Origin of the sequence: Ramlibacter alkalitolerans, assembly GCF_016722765.1 — a bacterium.
In the GTDB taxonomy this organism is placed as follows: Bacteria; Pseudomonadota; Gammaproteobacteria; order Burkholderiales; family Burkholderiaceae_C; genus Ramlibacter; species Ramlibacter alkalitolerans.
The window spans coordinates 355,681-374,760 of the sequence record NZ_JAEQND010000002.1; the positions used below are offsets into that span (position 1 = coordinate 355,681).

Genomic DNA, 19,080 nt, shown 5'->3' on the forward strand with positions numbered 1-19,080 from the left:
AAAAACAGTATCCGGCTCCGGGCGCCGGAGGCGACGGTGTGAGAACGTTCGTACGCAGGGCAGGCTGCGCGCAGCGGAGCGGGGCCCTAATCGGCCCGGATGTTGTTGGCCTTGGCCACGCCGGCCCACAAGGGAAGCTCGTTCGCGATGACACGCGCGAATTCCTCCGGGGTGCTGCCCGCCGGGTCGATCGCCAGGGCCGCCATCCGCGCGCGCACGTCCGGCAGCCTGACGATGCGCTGCACCTCCGCCGCCAGCTTGTCGATGATCGGCTTGGGCGTGCCGGCCGGCGCCAGCAGGCCGCTCCAGAACTGGATGGTGAGGTCTATGCCCTGTTCGGCCATCGTGGGCACGTCGGGCAGGGCGGCGATGCGCTGCGGCGAGGTGACGGCCAGGCCCTTGAGCAGGCCGCCCTTGATCGGGCCCACCGCCGGCCCGGAGTCCACCAGCGTGAGCGTCAGCTGCCCCGAGGCGACGCCGTTGACCGACTCCATGCTGCCCTTGTAGGGGATGTGTTCGGCGTGGATGCCGGTGCGGCTTTTCAGCAGTTCGGTGGCGAGCCGGAACGAGGCCGCGCTGGACCCGTAGTTCGACTTCTCCGGGTTCGCCTTGGTGTAGGCCGCGAGTTCGGCCACCGACTTGAAAGGCGCGTTCGCAGCCACCGACAGCACCAGCGGGAAGGTGCCCACCAGGGACACCGGCACCAGGTCGCGGGTCGGCGAATAAGGAAGCTTCTCGTACAGCGCCGGATTGAACACGATCGGCCCGCTCGCCCCCATCAGCAGCGTGTAGCCATCCGGCGCTGCCGTGGCGACGGCGACACTGCCGACGATCGCCCCGGTGCTGGGCTTGTTCTCCACCACCACTTCGCGTCCCAGGCCCTCCTGCATCTTCTGGGCGAGGAGGCGCGCCAGGATGTCGTTGGCGCCGCCGGGTGCATAGCCGACCACGATGCGGATCGGCTTCGCCGGGAAGGCCGCGGCCGCGTTCGGCGCCTGCTGCGCGAGCGCCGGCACGGCGCACGCGGCGAGCAGGGCGGCGGCGGATTTCAGCAGGGTCTTGCGCTTCATGCGGAGCTCTCCTTGGCGGGGGAATGGCGCTCGCGGGCCGCGTATTCCAGGCCCTTCACCAGGGCCGTGACCGTGCGGCAGGCCGGCACCGGGATGCCCAGGCGCTCGGCCTGGACGACGATCCAGCCCGTGAGCGCATCGATCTCGGTCTCCTCGCCACGGGCGATGTCGAGGGCCATCGAGCCGGCGTGGCGCGGCAGGGGGACGGCCCCGGAGCGCACCTTGTGCACGAAGGCCATCGGGTCGAAGGAGAAGGAGCCGCCGAGTGCCCGCACGACCTGCTGGCATTCCTCGGCCATCGTGTCCACCAGCGCGCACACCTCGGGCACCTCGTAGCGCGCCGCGTTGTGGCCGGCGACCAGCGCACCCACGGGATTCATCACGCAGTTGAAGACGAACTTGGACCAGACAGTATCCATCGGGTCCTCCAGCACCTCGCAGGGCAGGCCGGCGGCGCAGAGAAGGTCGCTGAACCAGCGCATGTCGGCCAGGCTGCCTTGCCAGGGGCCGATCCACGTGTTGCCGCGGATCAGGTGTTCCACCTGGCCGGGCGCCACGTAGCGGCCGGCTGTCATGGTTGCCCCGCGCGCGACGGGTGCGCCGGTGGCGGCCAGCAGTTCGGCATTGCCCATGCCGTTCTGCAGCGTGAGCAGCAGCGGCCGCGAGGCCAGGTGGCCGGCCAGGTCCTGCAGCACCTGCGCGGTGGCGCGCGACTTGACCAGGAACACGATCGCGTCGAAGGGTTGCGCTATGAGTTCGCTGGCGTGGGTCACGCAGGGGAAATGGGCGCGCAGCCGCGTGGCGCCCTGCAATTCCAGTCCGTGTTCGCTGATGCAGCGGGCATGCGCCACGTTGCTGTCGACGCCGACCACCTGCGCGTACCCGGCCAGCTTGGCCGCCACGATGCCGCCGATGGCGCCGACGCCCACCACCAGGACGCGCGTCATGGTGCCGCCACCTTCACCTGCAGGACGGCCGCGCGGCCGCTGTCGACCGCTTGCAGGCAGCGCTGCAAGGCGGGGGCCAGCTCCTGCGGTTCCTCCACGAACTCGCCGTGCGCGCCGAAGGCCTGCGCCACCTGGTCGAAGCGGCGGACCTCGCCCTCGAGCCGCGCATGGAACTGCCTGGCCTGCGCCGCTTCGCCTTCGGGGTAGACGCGCAGCACGGCTTCCTGCACGGCCTGCCAGCCACCGTTGTCGAGGACGACGGTGAGGATCGGCAGTCGGTAGCGCTGCGCCACCGCATACACCGACGTCGGCGTCGAGAAGTGGAAGCCGCCGTCGCCGCACACCTGCACGACGCGCTGCGCGGGGCGGGCGAGCCTGGCGCCCAGCGCCATGCCGCCGCTGTAGCCGAGGCCGCCGCCGGAGCAGCCGATCAAAGTGCCGGGACGCGTGCGCCGGATCTGGGTCAGCACCGCCGGTGCGTTGCGGATCGCTTCGTTGACCACGATGTCGTCCTGCGACAGCGCGCGGTCCAGCGTGGCGCAGGCGAAGGCGGGGGCGATCGCGCCGCGGCTGCCGGCGTGCGCCGCGGCGGCGGCGATGGCGCGCCTGCGCTCGTCGCCTTCACGTTCCCAGCCGGCCGTGCGTTGCGCGACCCGCGCGCGCCAACCGGCGTCGGCCTGGGCGCGCACCGCCTCCAGCACCTCGGTGAGCGCCGCGGTGCAGTCGGCCTGCAGGCGCAGGTCGGTCGCGAAGCCCCACATAGGGAAGTCCTGCTTGAGCGGGTCGATGTCGATGTGGATGAAGCGCGTGGCGGCGTCGGGGCGCGTGAACTTCGGCAGCCAGGGGACATCGACATCGAGCAGCAGGCACAGGTCCGCCCCGGCGAGGGCTTTCGCGGGGTCGAAGCCGCCGAAGCAGGGCGCCTCGCGCGACACGCTCATGGCCGTCGGCATGAATTCGTGGACGCGGATGCCGCACTCGGTGGCCAGCGCCTCCAGTGCCGCCACGGCCTCGGGCCGCCGCCCCAGGTAGGACGTGATGACGATCGGCTTGCTCGCCTGCAGCAGGGCGCGGGCGACCTCCCGTGCCGCATCGGCCGGGATGCCGCCGGCGCGCACGGGCCCGTAGCGTTCGGCGGGGAAGCTCGCGACTTCCGTCGCGCAGGATTCGGCCAGCGTCTCGCGCGGCAGCGTGAGGAACACCGGCCCCGCCGGGTCGCTGTGCATCACGCTGTGCGCACGCCGCAGCACCTCCTTGGCCACCAGGCCGCTGGGCAGCGTGTATTCCCACTTCACGTACGGCCGCACCAGGCTGCCGATGTCGAACGGGTCCTGCACGAAGTGCACGTAGTTGTCGCGCGAGCCGGTGAGTTCGCCGCGCAGCGTGAAGGGCGACTTGCCGGCCATCAGCAGCACCGGCCAGCGCGAGCGGAACAGGTTGTGCATGCCCATCGCCGCATTGGCCGTGCCGGCGTCGACGTGCACCAGCACGCCCTGGCCGCGGCCGGTGACGGCCGCATGGCCGCCCGCCATGTGGATCGCGACGTTCTCGTGCGGGCACAGCAGCACCTGCGGCTGCGGCCGCCCTTCGCGGGTGAACTGCGCCATCGCCTCGATCAGCGACACGTGGTCGGTGCCGAGGTTGCAGAAGAGGTACTCGAGGCCCGCTTCCGCCAGCCCCTCGAGGAAGTGGTGGGCCGCGGTGCTGCGTGCTTGCGGTTTCATGGTCCTGCCTGGAGCGGCGCCTGCACCTGCCGCGGCGCCCGGGCTCGGAAGGATAGGCGCCACGGCCGCGTTGCCCAGATGGGGGAAACCCCGTTCACGCCGGACGGCGCCGCGCGGCCGGCATGCCGCTGGCAAGATGCGGCGAGACCAGGAGGCCCGCATGTCCAACCACGTCTACAAGACCCTCGAGATCACCGGCTCGTCGCCGACCGGCATCGAGGATGCCGTCAACGGCGCGATCGCCAAGGCCAGCGAGACGGTGCGCAACATGCAGTGGTTCAGCGTCGAGGAGACGCGCGGCCACATCGAGGACGGCAAGGTGGCCCACTGGCAGGTCACCATCAAGGTCGGGTTCACGCTGGAATAGCCCTCGCGCGCCGCGCTCAGGGCGCGGTGCCTTCCGCCAGTTGCAGGTCCGGGTTGAAGGCCACCTCCCACAGGTGGCCGTCCGGGTCCTGGAAGTAGGCGGCGTAGCCGCCCCAGAAGGTGTCGTGGGGGCGCTTGACGATGGTCGCGCCCGCGCGCTCCGCCAGCGCGATCGCCTCGTCGACTTCGCCCCGCGAGCCCACGTTGTGGGCCAGGTTGAACTCCGCCGGGCTGCGCGGTCCCACCGGCAGGCCGCAGTCGCGCGCGAGGCTGGCGCGGGGCCAGAGCGCCAGGCCCAGGCCCGCATCGAGCTTGAAGAACACCACCGCGCCGTACTCGAACTGCTGGCCGACGATGCCTTCGGTGGGCCAGCCCAGGCCGTCGCGGTAGAAGGCCAGTGCGCGTTCCAGGTCGTCGACGCCGAGGGTGATGAGGGTGATGCGCGGTCGCATGCGGACCTCCGGGGAAGGATTTTTCAGGGCTTGCGCTTCGAAGCCTGCCAGGCCTCGATCTGCGGCAGCAGGGCGCGCCGGCGCGCAAGGCTTTCCGCCGGCCAGTACGCCTCGCGGTCGTAGTACTCCGGCACGGCCGGCGTGCCGGGGTCCAGCACGATCCAGGGCTGCCGGGTCGCGGTGAAGATGTGGATGTCCGGCGGCAGCGCGTCGGGTGTGTCGAGGGTGCCCACCCGGACGAACTTCACCGCCGGGCCCGATCCCGCGTAATGGCTCCACAAGGCCAGGTGGCAGTGCGGGCAGCGCGCGATCTGCTGCCCCTGCCCGCTTTCGGAAGGCGTGTGGACCAGCATCACCTCGCCGGCGAGCGCCTCCACCTGGTCGCTTTCGATCAGCGCGTTGAGCGCGAACGACGCACCCGATTCGCGCTGGCACCAGCGGCAGTGGCAGCAGTGCACGAACAGCGGCCGGGCGTGCATGCGATAGCGCACCTGGCCGCAGTCGCAGCCACCGTCCAGGGAAAAGGCTCCGGGCTCGGTCATGGCAGGGTGGCGGGAAAGTGTGGCACCGCGCCCGGCGCGCCGCAACTGCATGTGCACTGTCGCCAGCCTCGTTAGATCGAAAGTCCGCTTTGCGCGAACGCAGGGAAGCGCGCCGGTCCTTCGTGCATCATCCCCGTTCGTAGCCGGAGGAGACATGCCCCAGAACCCGCAGGACCCGATCGCCACCGCCCGCAGCTTCCTCGTGCGACTGCGCGCGGCGTTCGAAGCCAGCGCGCTCGCGCTCGCGCAACGTTGCAGCGCGGGCGGCAAGCTCAGTGGCCGCAAGCTCGATGCCGAGCAGGTCGCCTCCTTCGAGCTGGCCTGGGCGGCTGCGGACCTGCTGGCGGCCGAGGCCGGCGTCGCCAGCCTGCGTGCGGACAGCAGCGAGATGGACCAGCAACTGGCGCTGCTGTTCGCCGCCGAAGCCGGCGACGCGGTGCTGGGCCGCCTGCACATGCTGGATCTGGAGCTGGGCCGCCCGCGCGAGCCGCTGCGCAGCCTGCGGGACGATCCGGCGTGGGAGGCGCTGTGCCTCGCGGCCGCCGGCGCGCAGGCGCTCGATGCCGCCGGTCGCGCCGTCGCCGCGTCGGACGGCGAGGTCGGGCAGCTCGCGCTGGACGAGTCGCATGCCATGGCGCAGGACGCGTTCCGCCGCTTCGCCGCCGACGTGGTGGCGCCGCAGGCCGAAGCCATCCACCGCCACAACCTCACCGTGCCCGAGTCGCTGCTGCGGCCGCTGCGCGAGATGGGCGTCTTCGGCCTGTCGGTGCCGCAGCAGTACGGCGGCAGCGCGCCCGACGACCGCGAGGACGCGCTGCTGATGGTGCTGGTGACGGAAGCCCTGTCGGAAGGTTCGCTCGCGGCGGCCGGCAGCCTGATCACCCGGCCCGAGATCCTCTCGCGTGCGCTGCTGGCCGGCGGCACGCGCGAGCAGCAGGCGCACTGGCTGCCGAGGCTCGCCGCCGGCGATCCCCTGTGCGCGATCGCGATCACCGAGCCCGACTACGGCTCCGACGTCGCCGGCCTCGCGCTGCGCGCCACGCGCGTGCAGGGCGGCTGGCGCCTGGGCGGCGCCAAGACCTGGTGCACCTTCGCCGGCAAGGCCGGCGTGCTGATGGTGGTGGCCCGCACGGACCCCGACCGCGCGCTGGGCCACAAGGGCCTGAGCGTGCTGCTGGTGGAAAAGCCCTCGTTCGAGGGCCACGACTTCGTGTACCGCCAGCCCGAAGGCGGCACGCTCAGCGGCCGCGCGATCCCCACGATCGGCTACCGCGGCATGCATTCCTTCGACCTGTCGTTCGAGGACCTGTTCGTGCCCGACGCCAATGTGCTGGGGGGCGAAGCGGGCCTGGGCAAGGGCTTCTACTACACCATGGCCGGCATGGTCGGCGGGCGCATGCAGACCGCCGCCCGCGCCTGCGGCGTGATGCGGGCGGCCCTGCGCGCGGCCATCCGCTACAGCCACGACCGCAAGGTGTTCGGCCAGGCGCTGGTGGAATTCCCGCTCACGCGGGCCAAGCTGGCGCGCATGGGCGCGCGGCTCGCGACCTGCCGCCAACTCGCCGGTTCGGTGGCCGCCCTGGTCGACCGCGGCGAAGGGCGCATGGAAGCGAGCCTGGTCAAGCTGCTCGCCTGCCGCTCCGCCGAGATGGTCACGCGCGAGGCGCTGCAGCTGCACGGCGGCATGGGCTATGCCGAGGAGTCGGCCGTCAGCCGCTACTTCGTCGATGCGCGCGTGCTGTCGATCTTCGAAGGCGCCGAGGAAACGCTGGCCCTGAAGGTCGTGGCGCGCAGCCTGATGGAGCGCGCGCTCGGCGTCGCGCCGACCGGCGCGTAAGGGTTGCGGCTTCCTTCGCGTTCGGTGCGTTGCTGCACTGCACGCTAGGGTAGGTCCCATGCTGCGGGCCGGAGCGGCTGGCTACCGTCGAGCCTTTTGTGCCCTACGGAGCCACACGCATGACCACGGCTTTGACACCGCGAGCCCGCAACCACGAGGGCCTCGGCCCGCTCGCCTCCCGCGTCGTCCACGCCAACGAGATGGACTGGGAACCGATCCGCTACCCGGGCTGCTACGTGAAGACCTTGATGGTCGATCCGAAGCAGGGGCTGCTGACCGTGCTGCTGAAGATGGATCCCGGCGCGCAACTGCCGGACCACGAGCACACCCTCGTGGAGCAGACCTACATGCTCGAAGGCCGCCTGGTCGACCTGGACGGACCGGAGAAGGGCCTGGAGGTCGGCCCCGGCGAATTCGTCTGGCGCCCGGCCGGCAGCCGCCACTCCGCCTGGACGCCCGAGGGCGGGCTGATGCTGGCCGTGTTCCAGGTGCCGAACAAGTTCTTCGAGCAGGACGGCTCGGTGGTCGACCTGGTCGGCAACGCCTGGGGCACGAAGTGGGGCCACGTGGTCGCCTGAACGAAAGCAGTACCAACATGAAGTCGATGTACGCCGCCGCCACGGTGATGGCCCTGGCCCTGTCCGCCCCCGCTGCCTTTGCCGAGAAGGTGAAATGGGACCTGCCGGCAGGCTATGCCGAGAACAACTTCCACACGCAGAACCTGCGCTGGTTCGCCGACGAGGTGAAGAAGGCCACCAAGGGCGAAGTGGAGATCCAGGTCCACAGCAATGCCTCGCTCTACAAGCTGCCGGAGATCAAGCGCTCCGTGCAGGGGGGGCCAGGTGGCCATCGGCGAGATCCTGCTGTCCAACCACGGCAACGAGGACCCGATCTACGAAGCCGACATGATCCCCTTCCTGGCCGCGGGCTTCGACCGGTCGTGGAAGCTGTACACGGTGCAAAAGCCGATCCTGCAGGAGCGCCTGGGCAAGCAGGGCATGCGCATGCTGTACTCGGTGGCCTGGCCGGGCAACGGCATCTTCAGCAAGACGCCGATGGATTCGCTGGCGGCCTTCAAGGGCGCCAAGTTCCGCGCCTACAACCGCATCACCGCGCGCTTCGCCGAGGAACTCGGCGCGCAGCCCACGACCATCCAGGCCGCGGAGCTGGCGCAGGCGTTCACCATGAACATGGCGAGCACCATGATCGCCTCGCCGCAGATCGGCGTCGACACCAAGGCCTGGGAGTTCCTGACATCGTTCTACGACACCAATGCCATGCATCCGCGCAATGCGGTGATCGTCAACGAGCGCGAGTTCGCCAGGCTGTCGAAGGACAACCAGGAAGCGATCGTCAAGGTCGCGGCGCAGGCGGAAGCGCGGGGCTGGGACATGGCGCGCGCGGCAGCGAAAGCCTCGGTCGATGCGCTGGCGAAGAACGGCCTGAAGGTCTACGAGCCCTCGGCCCCGATGCGCGCGGACTTCGAGCGCGTGAGCCAGCGGCTGATCGACGAGTGGAGCAGGAAGGCGGGAGCGGACGGCGAGAAGATCGTCAAGGGGATGCGCTGAGGCGCGGCGGGCGGCCTGGTGCCGCCCTCATTCCACCTTCGTGTAGCGCGACGTGTTGGTCTGGTGCTCGTTCAGCTGCACCTTGACGGGAAGGTAGATCCCCGCGTCCAGCAGGAATGCGTAGACGCCTTCTCGCGGCGTCTTGCCGTCCTCGGCGTAGCTGCACGTCACCGGGACGTACTTGCCCGGCAGGCCGGCCCCCAGATCCGTTGCGGGCATCGCTTGCGAGCCCACCGTGCAGGTCGCCGAGTCGGTGAGCGTGCGCAGCTTGTTCGAGGAGTACACGGCACCGGCGAACCGGCGCTGTTCCTGCCGCGTCGCTTCGTACGAGAACGTACTGCCGGGCGTGGGGTTGCAGATGTTGGACGTGCTCGACTTGAAGCTGACGATGCGGGACCGCCCGCCTGTGTCGCGCTTGCTGCTGATCGGAAGGGGAATGAACACCCCGCCGACCGGAGCGGCCGTCGTGGTTTGCGAGTCGCTCGTCGAGCCGGACTCGACCAGCAGCGGCACCAGCCCGCAGAGGCTTGTCGACTTCGTGCTCCAGGCAGCGGCTGCGGAGGGCGTCTTGAAGTTGCCGGTCGACGTGGTGGAAAGCCGATGCCCCTCCTGCCAGCGAAAGGTCAATCGCTCCTCGCTGGGGAGCCAGCGTCCGAGGTCGAACTTGTGAGCGAGGGTGGTGCTGCTATTGAGCGTCAGGAGTTCCACAGCCGCGGGATGGGCAGGGTGGTGCGGCGCCAGCGCTGCATCGAGCTCCGGTGGGATCCGCAGATCGATGTCGCCCTCGATGCTGGTCCCTTGGGAAGCGCAGCCGGCAAGGGCCAGGAGGCAGGCGAAGGGGATGGGGAGCTTCATGGTGGCGATCGATGCATTGGAAAGGAAGGACGCCGCGGTCAGAGCTCCACCACCCTGCGCGCGAACGCGTCCACGCTCGCCCAGTCGGTGAACTCCACGCAGGCGCGCGGGTCGGTCGGCCCGTGGGTGAGCCACATGATGAGGCGGATGACGTGGCGATCGACGAAGCCGTACCTGCGGTAGTCGATCCTGCCGGCGAACACCCCCACCAGCGCCGGCCGCCAGGTCGTGAGCTTGCGGAAGCTGCGGATGTAGGGGCTGCCTTCGGGCGTGTCCTTGCCGGGCTTGCGGGCGACGGCGTTGACGGTGAAGAAGGCACTCGGGCGGCGTTCCAGCGCGGCTTGCTGCTGCCGGATGAACGTGAAGACCTCCGGCCGGTGCTTGCCGTAGCGGATGCTGGCGCCGATCACGACCTTGTCGAAGCCGCCGGCATCCGGAGGCCCGCCGGCGCTGAGCGACGCGAGCGTCACCGCGTGGCCGGCGTCCTCCAGCACGCCTTGCACGCGCTCGCAGATGCTGCGGGTGTGGCCGTCGACGGTGGAATAGGCGAGGAGGATGCGCGCCATGGCAGGTGATCGGGACGAATGAGGGTCCCTCCACGCCATCGTGCCACCGTCCCGCGCGCGTTCCTTGACGCCGGCCAATCGCCGTGCGAATCGCCTTCGCCCGCGCCTACATCCTGAGTTTCGACGCGTATCCCGTCATCTCCAGGTAGCCGCGGCCGACGCGCCTGCCGTTGCCATCGAGCAGGTCCGACAGGCCCTCCCAGTAGATCGCGCCGGTGGAACGGCGGCTATCGAGCTCCTGGTTGTCGATCACCGCGCGCACGGTATAGAAGTCCGCCGGCGTGCGCACCATCCATTCGACCGGGTAGCTCGCATTCGACAGCGGGCTGGTCCAGCGCCGCTGCGGCCGGAACTCGGTCTCGCCCCGGCTGGCGACGTAGAGATCGCCGCGCGCACTGCGGAAGCTGCCGCCGTCCCACACCGTGCTGCCGTCCTTGCGCCGGATGCGAAAGGACATGAGCGCGCTGCCGTCGTCCAGGTTCATGCCGATCCAGTCCCAGCCGGCGGCCTCGGGATGCAGGTACTCGTCGCTGATCTCGTGGTCCATCCAGGCCTTGCCGGTGATCTCGAACGGCCGGCCCTGCACCGTCAGGCGGCCGCTGACCGCCAGCTGCGGCTCGCTGTAGTAGTAGCTCGCCTGGGCCGGATCGGGGCCCTTGCGCGACAGGCCGTGGTCGCCTTGCAGCAGCACCGCCTGCGTGGGAGCGCAGCGCAGGTCGAGCGCGAAGTCGCCGGCCGGCACGACGGCGTGCCAGGCGCCACCCTCGCGCGCGAGCGACCAGTCGCGCAGCTTCAGCTTGCCGTCGCCCAGCGCCGCCTCGGCGATGCCGAAGCCGGCGCGCGCGATGCGCTGGTCGTGCAGCAGCTTGCCGGCCTGCACGTTGGTGACCGCCGCGTGCGCGAACAGCAGTTGTCTGGCGGCGAACTTCGACTGCATCTGCTGCGTGCCGTCCACCCGCGCGCGGAAGAAGGTCACCTGGAAGCCGAAGCTGCGCCCGCCCGCCTGCGCCGCGCCGGTGATGTACCACCACTCGGTGCGGAACTCGGGATGTGCGCCGTGGTCGGCCGGAAAGGCCAGCCGGCGCGCCGGCAGGGCGAGCGTGTGCCGCGCCAGCGCGAGCAGCGGCAGCGCGGCCAGCAAGGGCCGCCGGCGCATCACCAGTCCTCCTTGACGGCGAGCACCGCATCGCGCGATGCCGCCGCGCGGCCGGCGAGCCACGCGGTGACCGTGCCGGCGACGATGACGGCGGCGCACAGCGCCAGCAGCCGCGCCCAGGGCAGCAGCAGGTCCATCGTCCAGTGGAAGCTCTGCGGATTCACCACGTCCACCAGCACCACGGCCACGGCCAGCCCCAGGCCCAGGCCGGCCAGCGCGCCGATCAGCGTCCACGCCGCGCCTTCGCCCGCCACCACGGCCAGCACCTGCCGGCGCGTGAGTCCCAGGTGCGCGAGCAGGCCGAACTCCTTGCGGCGCGCGAGCACCTGCGCGCTGAAGCTGGCCGCCACGCCGAACAGGCCGATCGCGATCGCCACCGCCTGCAGCCAGTAGGTGACCGCGAAGCTGCGGTCGAAGATGCGCAGCGAGATGTTGCGCACCTGCGAGGCCGAGGCGAAATCGATCAGGTCCGGGTTGCCCGTCTCGCGCGCCACCAGGGCGCGGATGCGCGCCTGCACGTCCTGCTCCGAGGCGTCGGGGGCGAGCCAGAGCTGCGCATCGTTGACGCGGGTGTCGCCGGTCAGGCGCAGGTAGTCGGCCTGGTCCACGATGATGGCGCCGCTTTGCCGCACGTAGTCGCGCCACACGCCGGCCACGGCGAAAGGGCCGCGGCCCAGCGCGCGCTCCAGCAGCGGCAGCGGCTGGCCCTTGCGGGCGCCGTACAGGTCCACCATCGCTTCGCTCACGTAGACCGGGATCGTCCCCGCCGGCACCGGCACGGGATCGCCCACCAGCGGCACGCCGCGATGCGGGTCGCCGACCGGGCGCGCCAGCAGCTCCACCGGCGGCCGCGCCGGATCGAGCAGCAGCAGGCGCAGGCGCTGCGTCGCCACGCGGGCCACGCCGGGCACCTGCGGCAGCGCGCGCACCAGTTCCGGCGTGAGGTAGGCCGTGTCGGCGGAGGCGGCGCTGAGGCTGGTGCGCAGGTACAGGTCCGCTGGCAGCACGACGTCGAGCCAGTCCGAGACCGACTGGCGAAAGCTCGCGACCATCACCGTGAGCGCCACGGCGAGGCTCAGCGCCGCCACCACCCCGCTCACGGCCACCGCAGCGCTCTCGCGCACCCGGCGTGCGCGTTCGACCGCCAGCAGCGGCAGCAGCCGGTGTGCCACAAGGGGCGCGAGCCGGTCGTAGAACCAGCCGACGGCGCCCGGCAACACCGAGATGCCGCCCACCAGCAGCAGGCCCACCGAGACGTAGGCCGCGAGCGGGATGCCGGCGATCGGCGGCAGCAGCGCGAGTGCGACGGCGGCGGCCAGCGCCAGCCATCCCGCCCAATGATGGCGCCCGCGCGGCAGGCCGGTGCCCAGGCCCTTGAGCGTCTGCGCCAGCGGCAGCCGCGCCGCGCTGCGCGCCGGCAGCCAGCCGCCGGCCATCGCCGCGACCACGCCCAGCACGCCGTACCCCGCGGCGGCGAGGCCGTCCCATTGCAGCTGCGGCTGCACGCCCGGGAAGTAGCCGCCGCCCAGGTCGCCCGAGAGAAAGGACAACGCGGCCGCTGCCAGCCCGGTGCCCAGCGCGACACCGGCGCCGCTCCCCACGACGCCCAGCAAGGCGGATTCGGTGAGCACCAGGCGCAGGCGCTCGCGCGCCGTGAGCCCCAGCACGCCCAGCAGCGCGAACTGCTGCGCGCGCCGCGCCACGCTGAGCGCCAGCACCGAGAACACCAGGAAGGCCCCGGTGAAGAGCGCGACCAGCGCCAGCACCGTGAGGTTCACGCGGTAGGCGCGCGAGAGCTGGCTGACCCGCTGGCCGCTGTCCTGCGGCTCGGCCGCCTGCACGCCGGCGGGCCACTGCTGCGCGCGCAGCCAGTCGGCCGGGTTGACGCCGGCCTTGAGCCGCACGTCGATGCGGGTGAGCTGGCCGCCCCGGCCGAACAGGTCCTGCGCGGCGGCGATGTCCATGACGGCGAGCGGACCACCGCCGGCCCCCGTGGAGCCCGCCACGCGCAGCTCGCGCAAGGCCAGGCCGGCCTGCAGACGGACGCGCTCGGCCGGGAGCACCTGGCGCGCCGCCGCATTGAGGAACACGGTGTCCGGCGCCAGCACGGAGAGGCGGTCGACGCCTTCGTCCGGCACCGGCACCAGTTGCGGCGCGGTGGCGCCGACCACCAGCGCGTCGATGCCCAGCACGCGCACGGCGGTGCGGGCGCCGTCCCGCGCGAGCGCCAGCGTCTGCAGTTCGAGCACCGGGCTGGCCCAGGCGACGCGCGTGTCGGTCGCGACGCGGGCATAGAGCGATTCGTCGAGGGCGCCCTGCGCGGCGCGCAGTTCCAGGTCCGGCTCACCGCCGGCGGAGCGCGCCGCGCTGGAAAACTCGTCCAGCGCCGATGCGTTGATCAGGTGGACGGAAAACGCGAGGGCCACGCCCAGCATGACCGCGAACACCGCGGTCGCGTTGCGCCAGGCGTGGTGCCTGAGTTCCTGCCAGGAGTAGGTCGCGAGGAGCGCGAGCATGCGGCCCATTGTGCCGCTGCGCGCGCGCCGCTACGGACCTACGCCATCTCTCCCATCAGTTCTTCCTTGCGCGTCATCAGCTCGTCGCGCATGGCCACCAGGTCCAGCTTGCGGGCGGCGCGCGCCTTCGGGAAGATCTCGCCGCGCTCTTCCTTCACGTGGTGGTCGATGTACTCGCCCAGGACCGTCACCTTGGCGTCGAACATCTCGTCGGCCTCGCCCATGCCCTCGATCTGCGCGATCAGGTCCTTGGCGGACTGGTGCTCGACTTCGGCCTCGGCGATGGTGTCGGTGTCCCTGAGCACCTCGCGCAGCGCCGGATAGAAGATCTCTTCCTCGATCTGCGCGTGCACGGTCAGCTCGTGGCAGATCTGCCGGGCCAGGTCCATCTTCTTCTGCGCGACGGTGCGGCCGCGCGAGTTCGTCAGTTCCTCGTACTGCTTGAACAGCTTCTTCACCGCCCGGTGATCGGCGTCGAGCAGGTCGCAAGCATCTTTTTCGCCTCGGGTGTTGGGCATGGATCGTTCTCCTTTGAAAAGGTCCAGCCATGATCCGCACGGCCGCGGCACGCCCATGTAGGAAAACAGCGGTATCCGCGGCTGTGCCTGACCGACGGGAATGCGGGTGCGCACCCGTGCCGGACGCGGGCTGATCCGGCGGCCACGCGCGCCGCTGTCGGACCGCTCAGGCTTGCTGCATTCACTACCCTCCACGCTGGTCTGGAAAGAAAGGAGTCCCATGAATCCCCTGCCGCATCCGAACATCGAACGGGCGAAGAGCAAGACGGTGGAGGTCCAGCGCGAGCTCGAGGTCGCCAGTGCGGAACTGGGCCTGACGCATGGCGCGCTGGAACGCGAGCTGCCGCAGAACGTGAAGCAGAAGAGCGACATCGCCTGGGCGATCCGCCAGAACGCGGAACTGGAGCGCAAGGTGCAGCAGGCCGCCGAGGACCTGGAGCACGTCACCGAGCTGCTCGAGCAGGTCCAGGACACCGCCTGAGCGCATGGCCGCGCAGGTCCGCGTCTAGAATCGCGAGGCAGTCGCAGTCATGGGGGCAAGGCCGAATTGAGCGTGCGTGTTTTCCTGGTCGAGGACATGCAGCAGGTGCAGGGCGTGGTGGCCGACCTGCTGGCGAGCCTGGGCGATTTCCGGTTGGTCGGGGCCACCCGCACCGAAGCCGAAGCGAAGCTGTGGCTGGAGGAAAACGCCGGCGCCTGGGACCTGGCGATCATCGACCTTGTCCTGGATCAAGGCACCGGCATGGCCGTGATCCCCCGGGCCCGGGATGCGATGGGGGGCGAGGGCGCTAACATCGTGGTCTTCAGCGACTACGCGAGCGACGGCATCCACAACCACTGCCTGAAGCTCGGCGCCGACGCCGTGTTCCTCAAATCGCAGACCCGGGAATTCATGGACTACTGTTCCGAGCTTGGCGGCCTCGCGGCCGCGACCGCATCATGAAGCGCCGCCTCGTGCTCACCGCCTCGGCCGCCGCCTGCCTGCTGGCCGCCTGCGGCAAGGAATCGACTTCCGGCGACGGCAGCAGCGCCGGCGGCAGTGGCGGCAAGCCCGCGCCGCAGCCGGTCTCCATCGAGGCGATCGAGCAGAAGGCCAAGGGCTTCAACGTCGGCTCCACGATGGCCGCGCGCGTGATCTACGTGTTCTTCGATCCGCAGTGCCCGCACTGCGCCGCGCTGTGGGAGAACGTCAAGCCGCTGAAGTCGCAGGCGCGCTTCGTGTGGATCCCGGTGGGCCTGATCGGCGACAAGAGCGTGGCCCAGGGGGCCGCGATCCTGGGCGCGTCGGACCCCGTCACGAAGATGGAGGAGAACGAAGCCTCCGTGCGCGGCCAGCAGGGCGGCATCAGCGCGATGGGCGTGGAAGACGCGCAGAAGGACGCCATCAAGGCCAACACCGCGCTCTTCACCAGCTTCGGTTTCACCGGCGTCCCGACCATCGTCGGCAAGCATGCGCAGACCGGCGGCGTGGTGACGATCGACGGCGCCGTGCCGGCGGTCACGCTGGCGCAGAAACTGGGCTTGACGGCGCCGGGCGGCTGAGCGCGCGCGGTTCGCGCGTCGGCGCTGGCTGTCGGTATGCGTAGGCTGGCGGTGAGCGCCGCAGGCCGAACCCCAGCGCTTCCCGCATCGCTGGGGTTCAGGCTGTGTATTAATCTAGTTGGGTCCACCAGGAGTGCCCGCCGAGCGTTGATGGCAAGGGCATCTCACTGGAGGTGGAATGGGACATCGGCGAGGAGAGAGCCGCCAGCAGGTGGCACTGTTTCCCGTGATGCTGGACGAGTTGGTCCAGCAGGATGCGCTTGTTCGGGTCATCGACGCGTGGGTGGGATCGCTGGACCTTCACAAGTTGGGCTTCGGCAAGGCGAAGGCGCAAGTCAGGGGCGCGCCTCCCTATGACCCGGCCGACCTGCTGAAGCTGTATCTGTGGGGCTACCTCAACGCTGTTCGTTCCACGCGTGCGCTGGAACGCGAATGCCACCGCGACGTGGAGTGCATGTGGCTGCTCGGAAGACTCGCGCCGGACCACAAGACGATCGCGGAGTTCCGCCGCACCAATACGGATGCTCTGGTTGGCGCATGCGCGGGCTTCGTCGGGTTTGCGCGCTGCAAGCGGCTGATCACCGGCAACGTGGTCGCAATCGACGGCAGCAAGATCCGCGCAGTCGCCTCGCGCAAGGCGGTGCTGCACAAGAACGAGCTGCTCGAGCAGGCCAAGCGCAACGCCCAGGAGATCGAACAATACCTGCAACTGCTCGATACGCAGGACAGCAGGGAAGAGGCAGGGGTGGTGCGCAGCCAGGACGTACGGCGTGCGCTCAAGCAGTTGCAGGATAAGCACGAACAAGTCCAGGCGCAGCTGCAGCGGCTTGAGCAAGGACGCGGCACAACTGCGGTGATGAGCGAGCCGGATGCACAGGTGATGGGGCATGCGAGCAGCCGCACTCCCGCCTACAACCTGCAGACAGCCGTGGAGAGCGACAGCCACCTGATCGTGGCTCACGAGGTCACCAGCGAGGCCAACGATCAGCGGCAACTGCAGCCCATGGCCGAAGCCGCCAGCGCCGCTCTGGGGCAGCCCGTGATCGGCGTAGCTGACGCGGGGTATGCGAATGCCGAGCAGATGCACGACCTGCAGGCGCAGGGCATCACCACCTATGTGGCGGAGAACCGCACGGTGAACAATCGCGGCGACGGGACACTGTATGACCGCAGCGTCTTCAGCTACGACCGTGAACGCGACTGCTTCACCTGCCCGGCGGGCAAGCTGCTGCAACGCAGCGGCGAGCACAAGAAAAACAAGCTCGTGATCTACGCAGCCAAGGCAAAGGAGTGCGGCAGCTGCCCCCAAAAGGCCGCTTGTACGCAAGCCCGTCGACGACACGTGACGCGCCACCTGTATGAGGATGCGCGCGAGGCAAATGCGCAACGCGTCGCACAGCACCCGGAGATGATGCGACTGCGGCAACAGACGGTGGAGCACCCGTTTGCCGACCTGAAGTACCGCATTCTGGGAACCGCGCGGCTATTGATGCGGGGAATGCAGGGTGCCAGAGGCGAGCTGAGCCTGGCAGTGCTGGCGTACAACCTGAAGCGCGCCTTCAACATGAAGGGCGCGACCTGGATGCAGCAGGCGATCCAGGGGTAAGTGCCCCTTTTTTTCGTTCGTCGACCCCAAAAGGCCTCGCCTGCGGCAGAGAACGCATCGGCAGCCGCGACGAATCGAGATCCGCCCCGCCGACGGCGCTCGAAGCTCCACCGCCGCGCCGCGATTACTTACACAGCCTGGGTTCGCGCGCTTCGCGGCTCACCACCAGCCTGCAGGAGTCCCTCCACCGCGCAAGCTCACGCGCCGACCCCGTCGCTCCTCAGGTGCAGCACCCGGTCGGCTTGCGCGGCGGCGGAGGCCGAGTGCGTGACCAGCACCAGCGCCGCACCACTTTCCTGCGCCTGGGCGCGCAGCACTTCCATGACGCGCGCCGCCGTCTGCGGATCGAGGTTGCCGGTCGGCTCGTCGGCCAGCAGCAGCTTCGGGCCATGCACCACGGCGCGCGCGATCGCCACGCGCTGCAGCTGGCCGCCGCTGAGTTCCTGCGGCAGCCGATGCCCCAGGCCCTCGAGTCCCACGGCGTGCAGCACCTGCGCCACCCGCTTCGCGTTGGGCCGACCGAGCAGCAGCAGCGGCAGGCCCACGTTCTGTGCCACGTCCAGGTGCGGCAGCACGTGGAAGGCCTGGAACACGAAACCGAGCTTTTCCCGCCGCAGCAGCGCGCGGCCTTCGTCGCCGAGCGTCGCCAGGTCCACGCCGTCGACGACGACGCGGCCGGCCTGCCACACGTCCAGCCCCGCCATGCAATTGAGCAGGGTGGACTTGCCCACGCCGGACTCGCCGACGATGGCGACGAACTCGCGCGCCGCGACGTCGAGCGTCACGTCGCGGAACACGTCCACCTCGCCATAGCGTTTCGCCAGTCCCTGCACTTCGAGCATCAGGCCTCCAGCCCCGCCGCGCGCAGCACCTGCGCCTGCGCGTCGGGCGCGTCGCAGGCGATCACACGCCGTTCGGGCATGCCGCGCAGCCAGGTGAGCTGCCGCTTGGCGAGCTGGCGCGTCGCGGCGATGCCGCGCTCGCGCAGTTCTTCCATCGGATACGCGCCGTCGAGGGCCTCCCACGCCTGCCGGTAGCCCACGCAGCGCATGCTGGGCAAGGACGGATGCAGGTCGCCGCGCGCGCGCAGCCGCCGCACTTCGTCGACGAAGCCGGCCGCCAGCATCGCGTCGAAGCGCTGCGCGATGCGCGCATGCAGCCAGCCGCGGTCAGCGGGCTCCAGCGACAGGAACAGGTCCGGCTGCGGCAGGGGATCGCGGGCCGCACGCTGGTGCAACTGCGACAGCGGCTGGCCGCTGACGCGGAACACCTCCAGCGCGCGCTGGATGCGCTGGGCGTCGTTCGGTGCCAGCCGCGCCGCGGTGGGCGGGTCGACCTGCGCGAGCTGCGCGTGCAGCGCCGGCCAGCCGCCGCGTGCCGCCTCGGCCTCGATCGCTGCCCGCACCTGCAGGTCCGCTGGCGGCATCGCGTCCAACCCTTCGAACAGCGCCTTGAAGTACAGCAGGGTGCCGCCGGCGAGCACGACCCGCCGCCCGCGCGCCGCGATGGCGGCCATCAGCCGGCGCGCATCGTGGGCGAACTCCGCGGCGCTGTAGGGCTCGGCGGGGTCGCGGATGTCGACCAGGTGGTGCGCCACGCGTGCCCGCTCGGCCGCAGTCGGCTTGGCGGTTCCGATGTCCATGCCGCGGTACACCAGTGCCGAGTCGACGCTGATGATCTCGGCGTCCAGCCTTTCGGCCAGCAGCAGCGCGGCGGCGCTCTTGCCCGAGGCCGTGGGCCCGGCGAGCGCCACGGTGGCGGGCAGGGCAGTGGTGGGCATCCCGACGAGGTTAGCAGATGCCACGGTCGCGCAGT

At 70.4% G+C, this 19,080-nt stretch carries 20 protein-coding genes; 8 read left to right on the forward strand and 12 right to left on the reverse strand.

The genetic code is table 11. The annotated features are described in order from the left end of the window. Window positions 1-86 precede the first annotated feature (86 nt). Genes JI746_RS04755 through JI746_RS04765 form a run of 3 tightly spaced genes read right to left on the reverse strand, consistent with a single transcriptional unit; the run spans window position 87 to window position 3,741 of the window. Complete coding sequence (locus tag JI746_RS04755) at window positions 87-1,070, reverse strand: Bug family tripartite tricarboxylate transporter substrate binding protein (RefSeq protein WP_201687640.1); 984 nt, start codon at window positions 1,068-1,070, stop codon at window positions 87-89. After that, the gene (locus JI746_RS04760) at window positions 1,067-2,017 is read right to left on the reverse strand and encodes a ketopantoate reductase family protein (protein WP_201687641.1); all 951 of its coding nucleotides are present in this window, start codon (window positions 2,015-2,017) and stop codon (window positions 1,067-1,069) included. The genes JI746_RS04755 and JI746_RS04760 overlap by 4 nt, the downstream gene beginning before the upstream one ends. After that, entirely contained in the window at window positions 2,014-3,741 is a 1,728-nt protein-coding gene (locus JI746_RS04765; protein WP_201687642.1) for a thiamine pyrophosphate-requiring protein, read from the reverse strand. The genes JI746_RS04760 and JI746_RS04765 overlap by 4 nt, the downstream gene beginning before the upstream one ends. 160 nt (window positions 3,742-3,901) lie before the next feature. On the opposite strand from JI746_RS04765, the gene JI746_RS04770 reads away from it, so the two are divergent. Continuing rightward, a complete protein-coding gene (locus JI746_RS04770) occupies window positions 3,902-4,108 on the forward strand; it encodes a dodecin (RefSeq protein ID WP_201687643.1) in 207 nt (68 codons plus the stop codon). A 16-nt stretch (window positions 4,109-4,124) separates the two neighbouring features. On the opposite strand, the gene JI746_RS04775 is transcribed toward JI746_RS04770, so the two are convergent. Then, window positions 4,125-4,559 carry a VOC family protein gene (locus JI746_RS04775; protein WP_201687644.1) on the reverse strand — a complete coding sequence of 145 codons (435 nt, stop codon included), beginning with the start codon at window positions 4,557-4,559 and terminating at the stop codon, window positions 4,125-4,127. 23 nt (window positions 4,560-4,582) lie between these two features. Continuing rightward, complete coding sequence (locus JI746_RS04780) at window positions 4,583-5,101, reverse strand: GFA family protein (RefSeq protein WP_201687645.1); 519 nt, start codon at window positions 5,099-5,101, stop codon at window positions 4,583-4,585. Window positions 5,102-5,255: 154 nt separating this feature from the next. Here JI746_RS04780 and JI746_RS04785 point away from each other — a divergent pair, with 154 nt between their 5' ends. The 3 genes from JI746_RS04785 to dctP all read left to right on the forward strand — a co-directional run bounded on the left by JI746_RS04785 (window position 5,256) and on the right by dctP (window position 8,506). Continuing rightward, entirely contained in the window at window positions 5,256-6,938 is a 1,683-nt protein-coding gene (locus JI746_RS04785; RefSeq protein ID WP_201687646.1) for an acyl-CoA dehydrogenase family protein, read from the forward strand. Window positions 6,939-7,057: 119 nt separating this feature from the next. After that, complete coding sequence (locus JI746_RS04790; RefSeq protein WP_201687647.1) at window positions 7,058-7,516, forward strand: cupin domain-containing protein; 459 nt, start codon at window positions 7,058-7,060, stop codon at window positions 7,514-7,516. Window positions 7,517-7,780: 264 nt separating this feature from the next. After that, window positions 7,781-8,506 (forward strand): TRAP transporter substrate-binding protein DctP, encoded by a 726-nt coding sequence (dctP, locus tag JI746_RS04795; RefSeq protein WP_201687648.1) that lies wholly within the window; start codon window positions 7,781-7,783, stop codon window positions 8,504-8,506. Between the two features lie 27 nt (window positions 8,507-8,533). On the opposite strand, the gene JI746_RS04800 is transcribed toward dctP, so the two are convergent. The 5 genes from JI746_RS04800 to JI746_RS04820 form a co-directional block, all read right to left on the reverse strand. Beyond that, window positions 8,534-9,361, reverse strand: coding sequence for a hypothetical protein (locus JI746_RS04800; RefSeq protein WP_201687649.1), 828 nt, complete (start codon window positions 9,359-9,361; stop codon window positions 8,534-8,536). A 38-nt stretch (window positions 9,362-9,399) separates the two neighbouring features. Then, window positions 9,400-9,927 carry a menaquinone-dependent protoporphyrinogen IX dehydrogenase gene (hemG, locus tag JI746_RS04805; protein ID WP_201687650.1) on the reverse strand — a complete coding sequence of 176 codons (528 nt, stop codon included), beginning with the start codon at window positions 9,925-9,927 and terminating at the stop codon, window positions 9,400-9,402. A 106-nt stretch (window positions 9,928-10,033) separates the two neighbouring features. Beyond that, a complete protein-coding gene (locus JI746_RS04810; protein ID WP_201687651.1) occupies window positions 10,034-11,083 on the reverse strand; it encodes a lipocalin-like domain-containing protein in 1,050 nt (349 codons plus the stop codon). Beyond that, a complete protein-coding gene (locus JI746_RS04815; RefSeq protein WP_201687652.1) occupies window positions 11,083-13,599 on the reverse strand; it encodes an ABC transporter permease in 2,517 nt (838 codons plus the stop codon). Before JI746_RS04815 ends, JI746_RS04810 begins: the two co-directional genes overlap by 1 nt. 38 nt (window positions 13,600-13,637) lie before the next feature. Beyond that, window positions 13,638-14,117 (reverse strand): hemerythrin domain-containing protein, encoded by a 480-nt coding sequence (locus JI746_RS04820; protein ID WP_201687653.1) that lies wholly within the window; start codon window positions 14,115-14,117, stop codon window positions 13,638-13,640. A gap of 220 nt (window positions 14,118-14,337) precedes the next feature. Here JI746_RS04820 and JI746_RS04825 point away from each other — a divergent pair, with 220 nt between their 5' ends. The 4 genes from JI746_RS04825 (at window position 14,338) to JI746_RS04840 (ending at window position 17,265) form a co-directional block, all read left to right on the forward strand. Next, window positions 14,338-14,598: a hypothetical protein gene (locus JI746_RS04825; RefSeq protein ID WP_201687654.1), complete on the forward strand. Its 261-nt coding sequence runs from the start codon at window positions 14,338-14,340 to the stop codon at window positions 14,596-14,598. 72 nt (window positions 14,599-14,670) lie between these two features. After that, window positions 14,671-15,060 (forward strand): response regulator, encoded by a 390-nt coding sequence (locus JI746_RS04830; protein ID WP_201687655.1) that lies wholly within the window; start codon window positions 14,671-14,673, stop codon window positions 15,058-15,060. Continuing rightward, window positions 15,057-15,659: a thioredoxin fold domain-containing protein gene (locus JI746_RS04835; RefSeq protein WP_201687656.1), complete on the forward strand. Its 603-nt coding sequence runs from the start codon at window positions 15,057-15,059 to the stop codon at window positions 15,657-15,659. The genes JI746_RS04830 and JI746_RS04835 overlap by 4 nt, the downstream gene beginning before the upstream one ends. A 178-nt stretch (window positions 15,660-15,837) precedes the next feature. Then, complete coding sequence (locus JI746_RS04840; RefSeq protein WP_269129401.1) at window positions 15,838-17,265, forward strand: IS1182 family transposase; 1,428 nt, start codon at window positions 15,838-15,840, stop codon at window positions 17,263-17,265. Between the two features lie 197 nt (window positions 17,266-17,462). Here the strand turns inward: JI746_RS04840 and JI746_RS04845 are convergent, their stop codons facing one another. Then, window positions 17,463-18,107: an ABC transporter ATP-binding protein gene (locus JI746_RS04845; protein ID WP_201687658.1), complete on the reverse strand. Its 645-nt coding sequence runs from the start codon at window positions 18,105-18,107 to the stop codon at window positions 17,463-17,465. Further along, complete coding sequence (gene miaA / locus JI746_RS04850) at window positions 18,107-19,045, reverse strand: tRNA (adenosine(37)-N6)-dimethylallyltransferase MiaA (protein WP_201687659.1); 939 nt, start codon at window positions 19,043-19,045, stop codon at window positions 18,107-18,109. The genes JI746_RS04845 and miaA overlap by 1 nt, the downstream gene beginning before the upstream one ends. Window positions 19,046-19,080 lie beyond the last annotated feature (35 nt).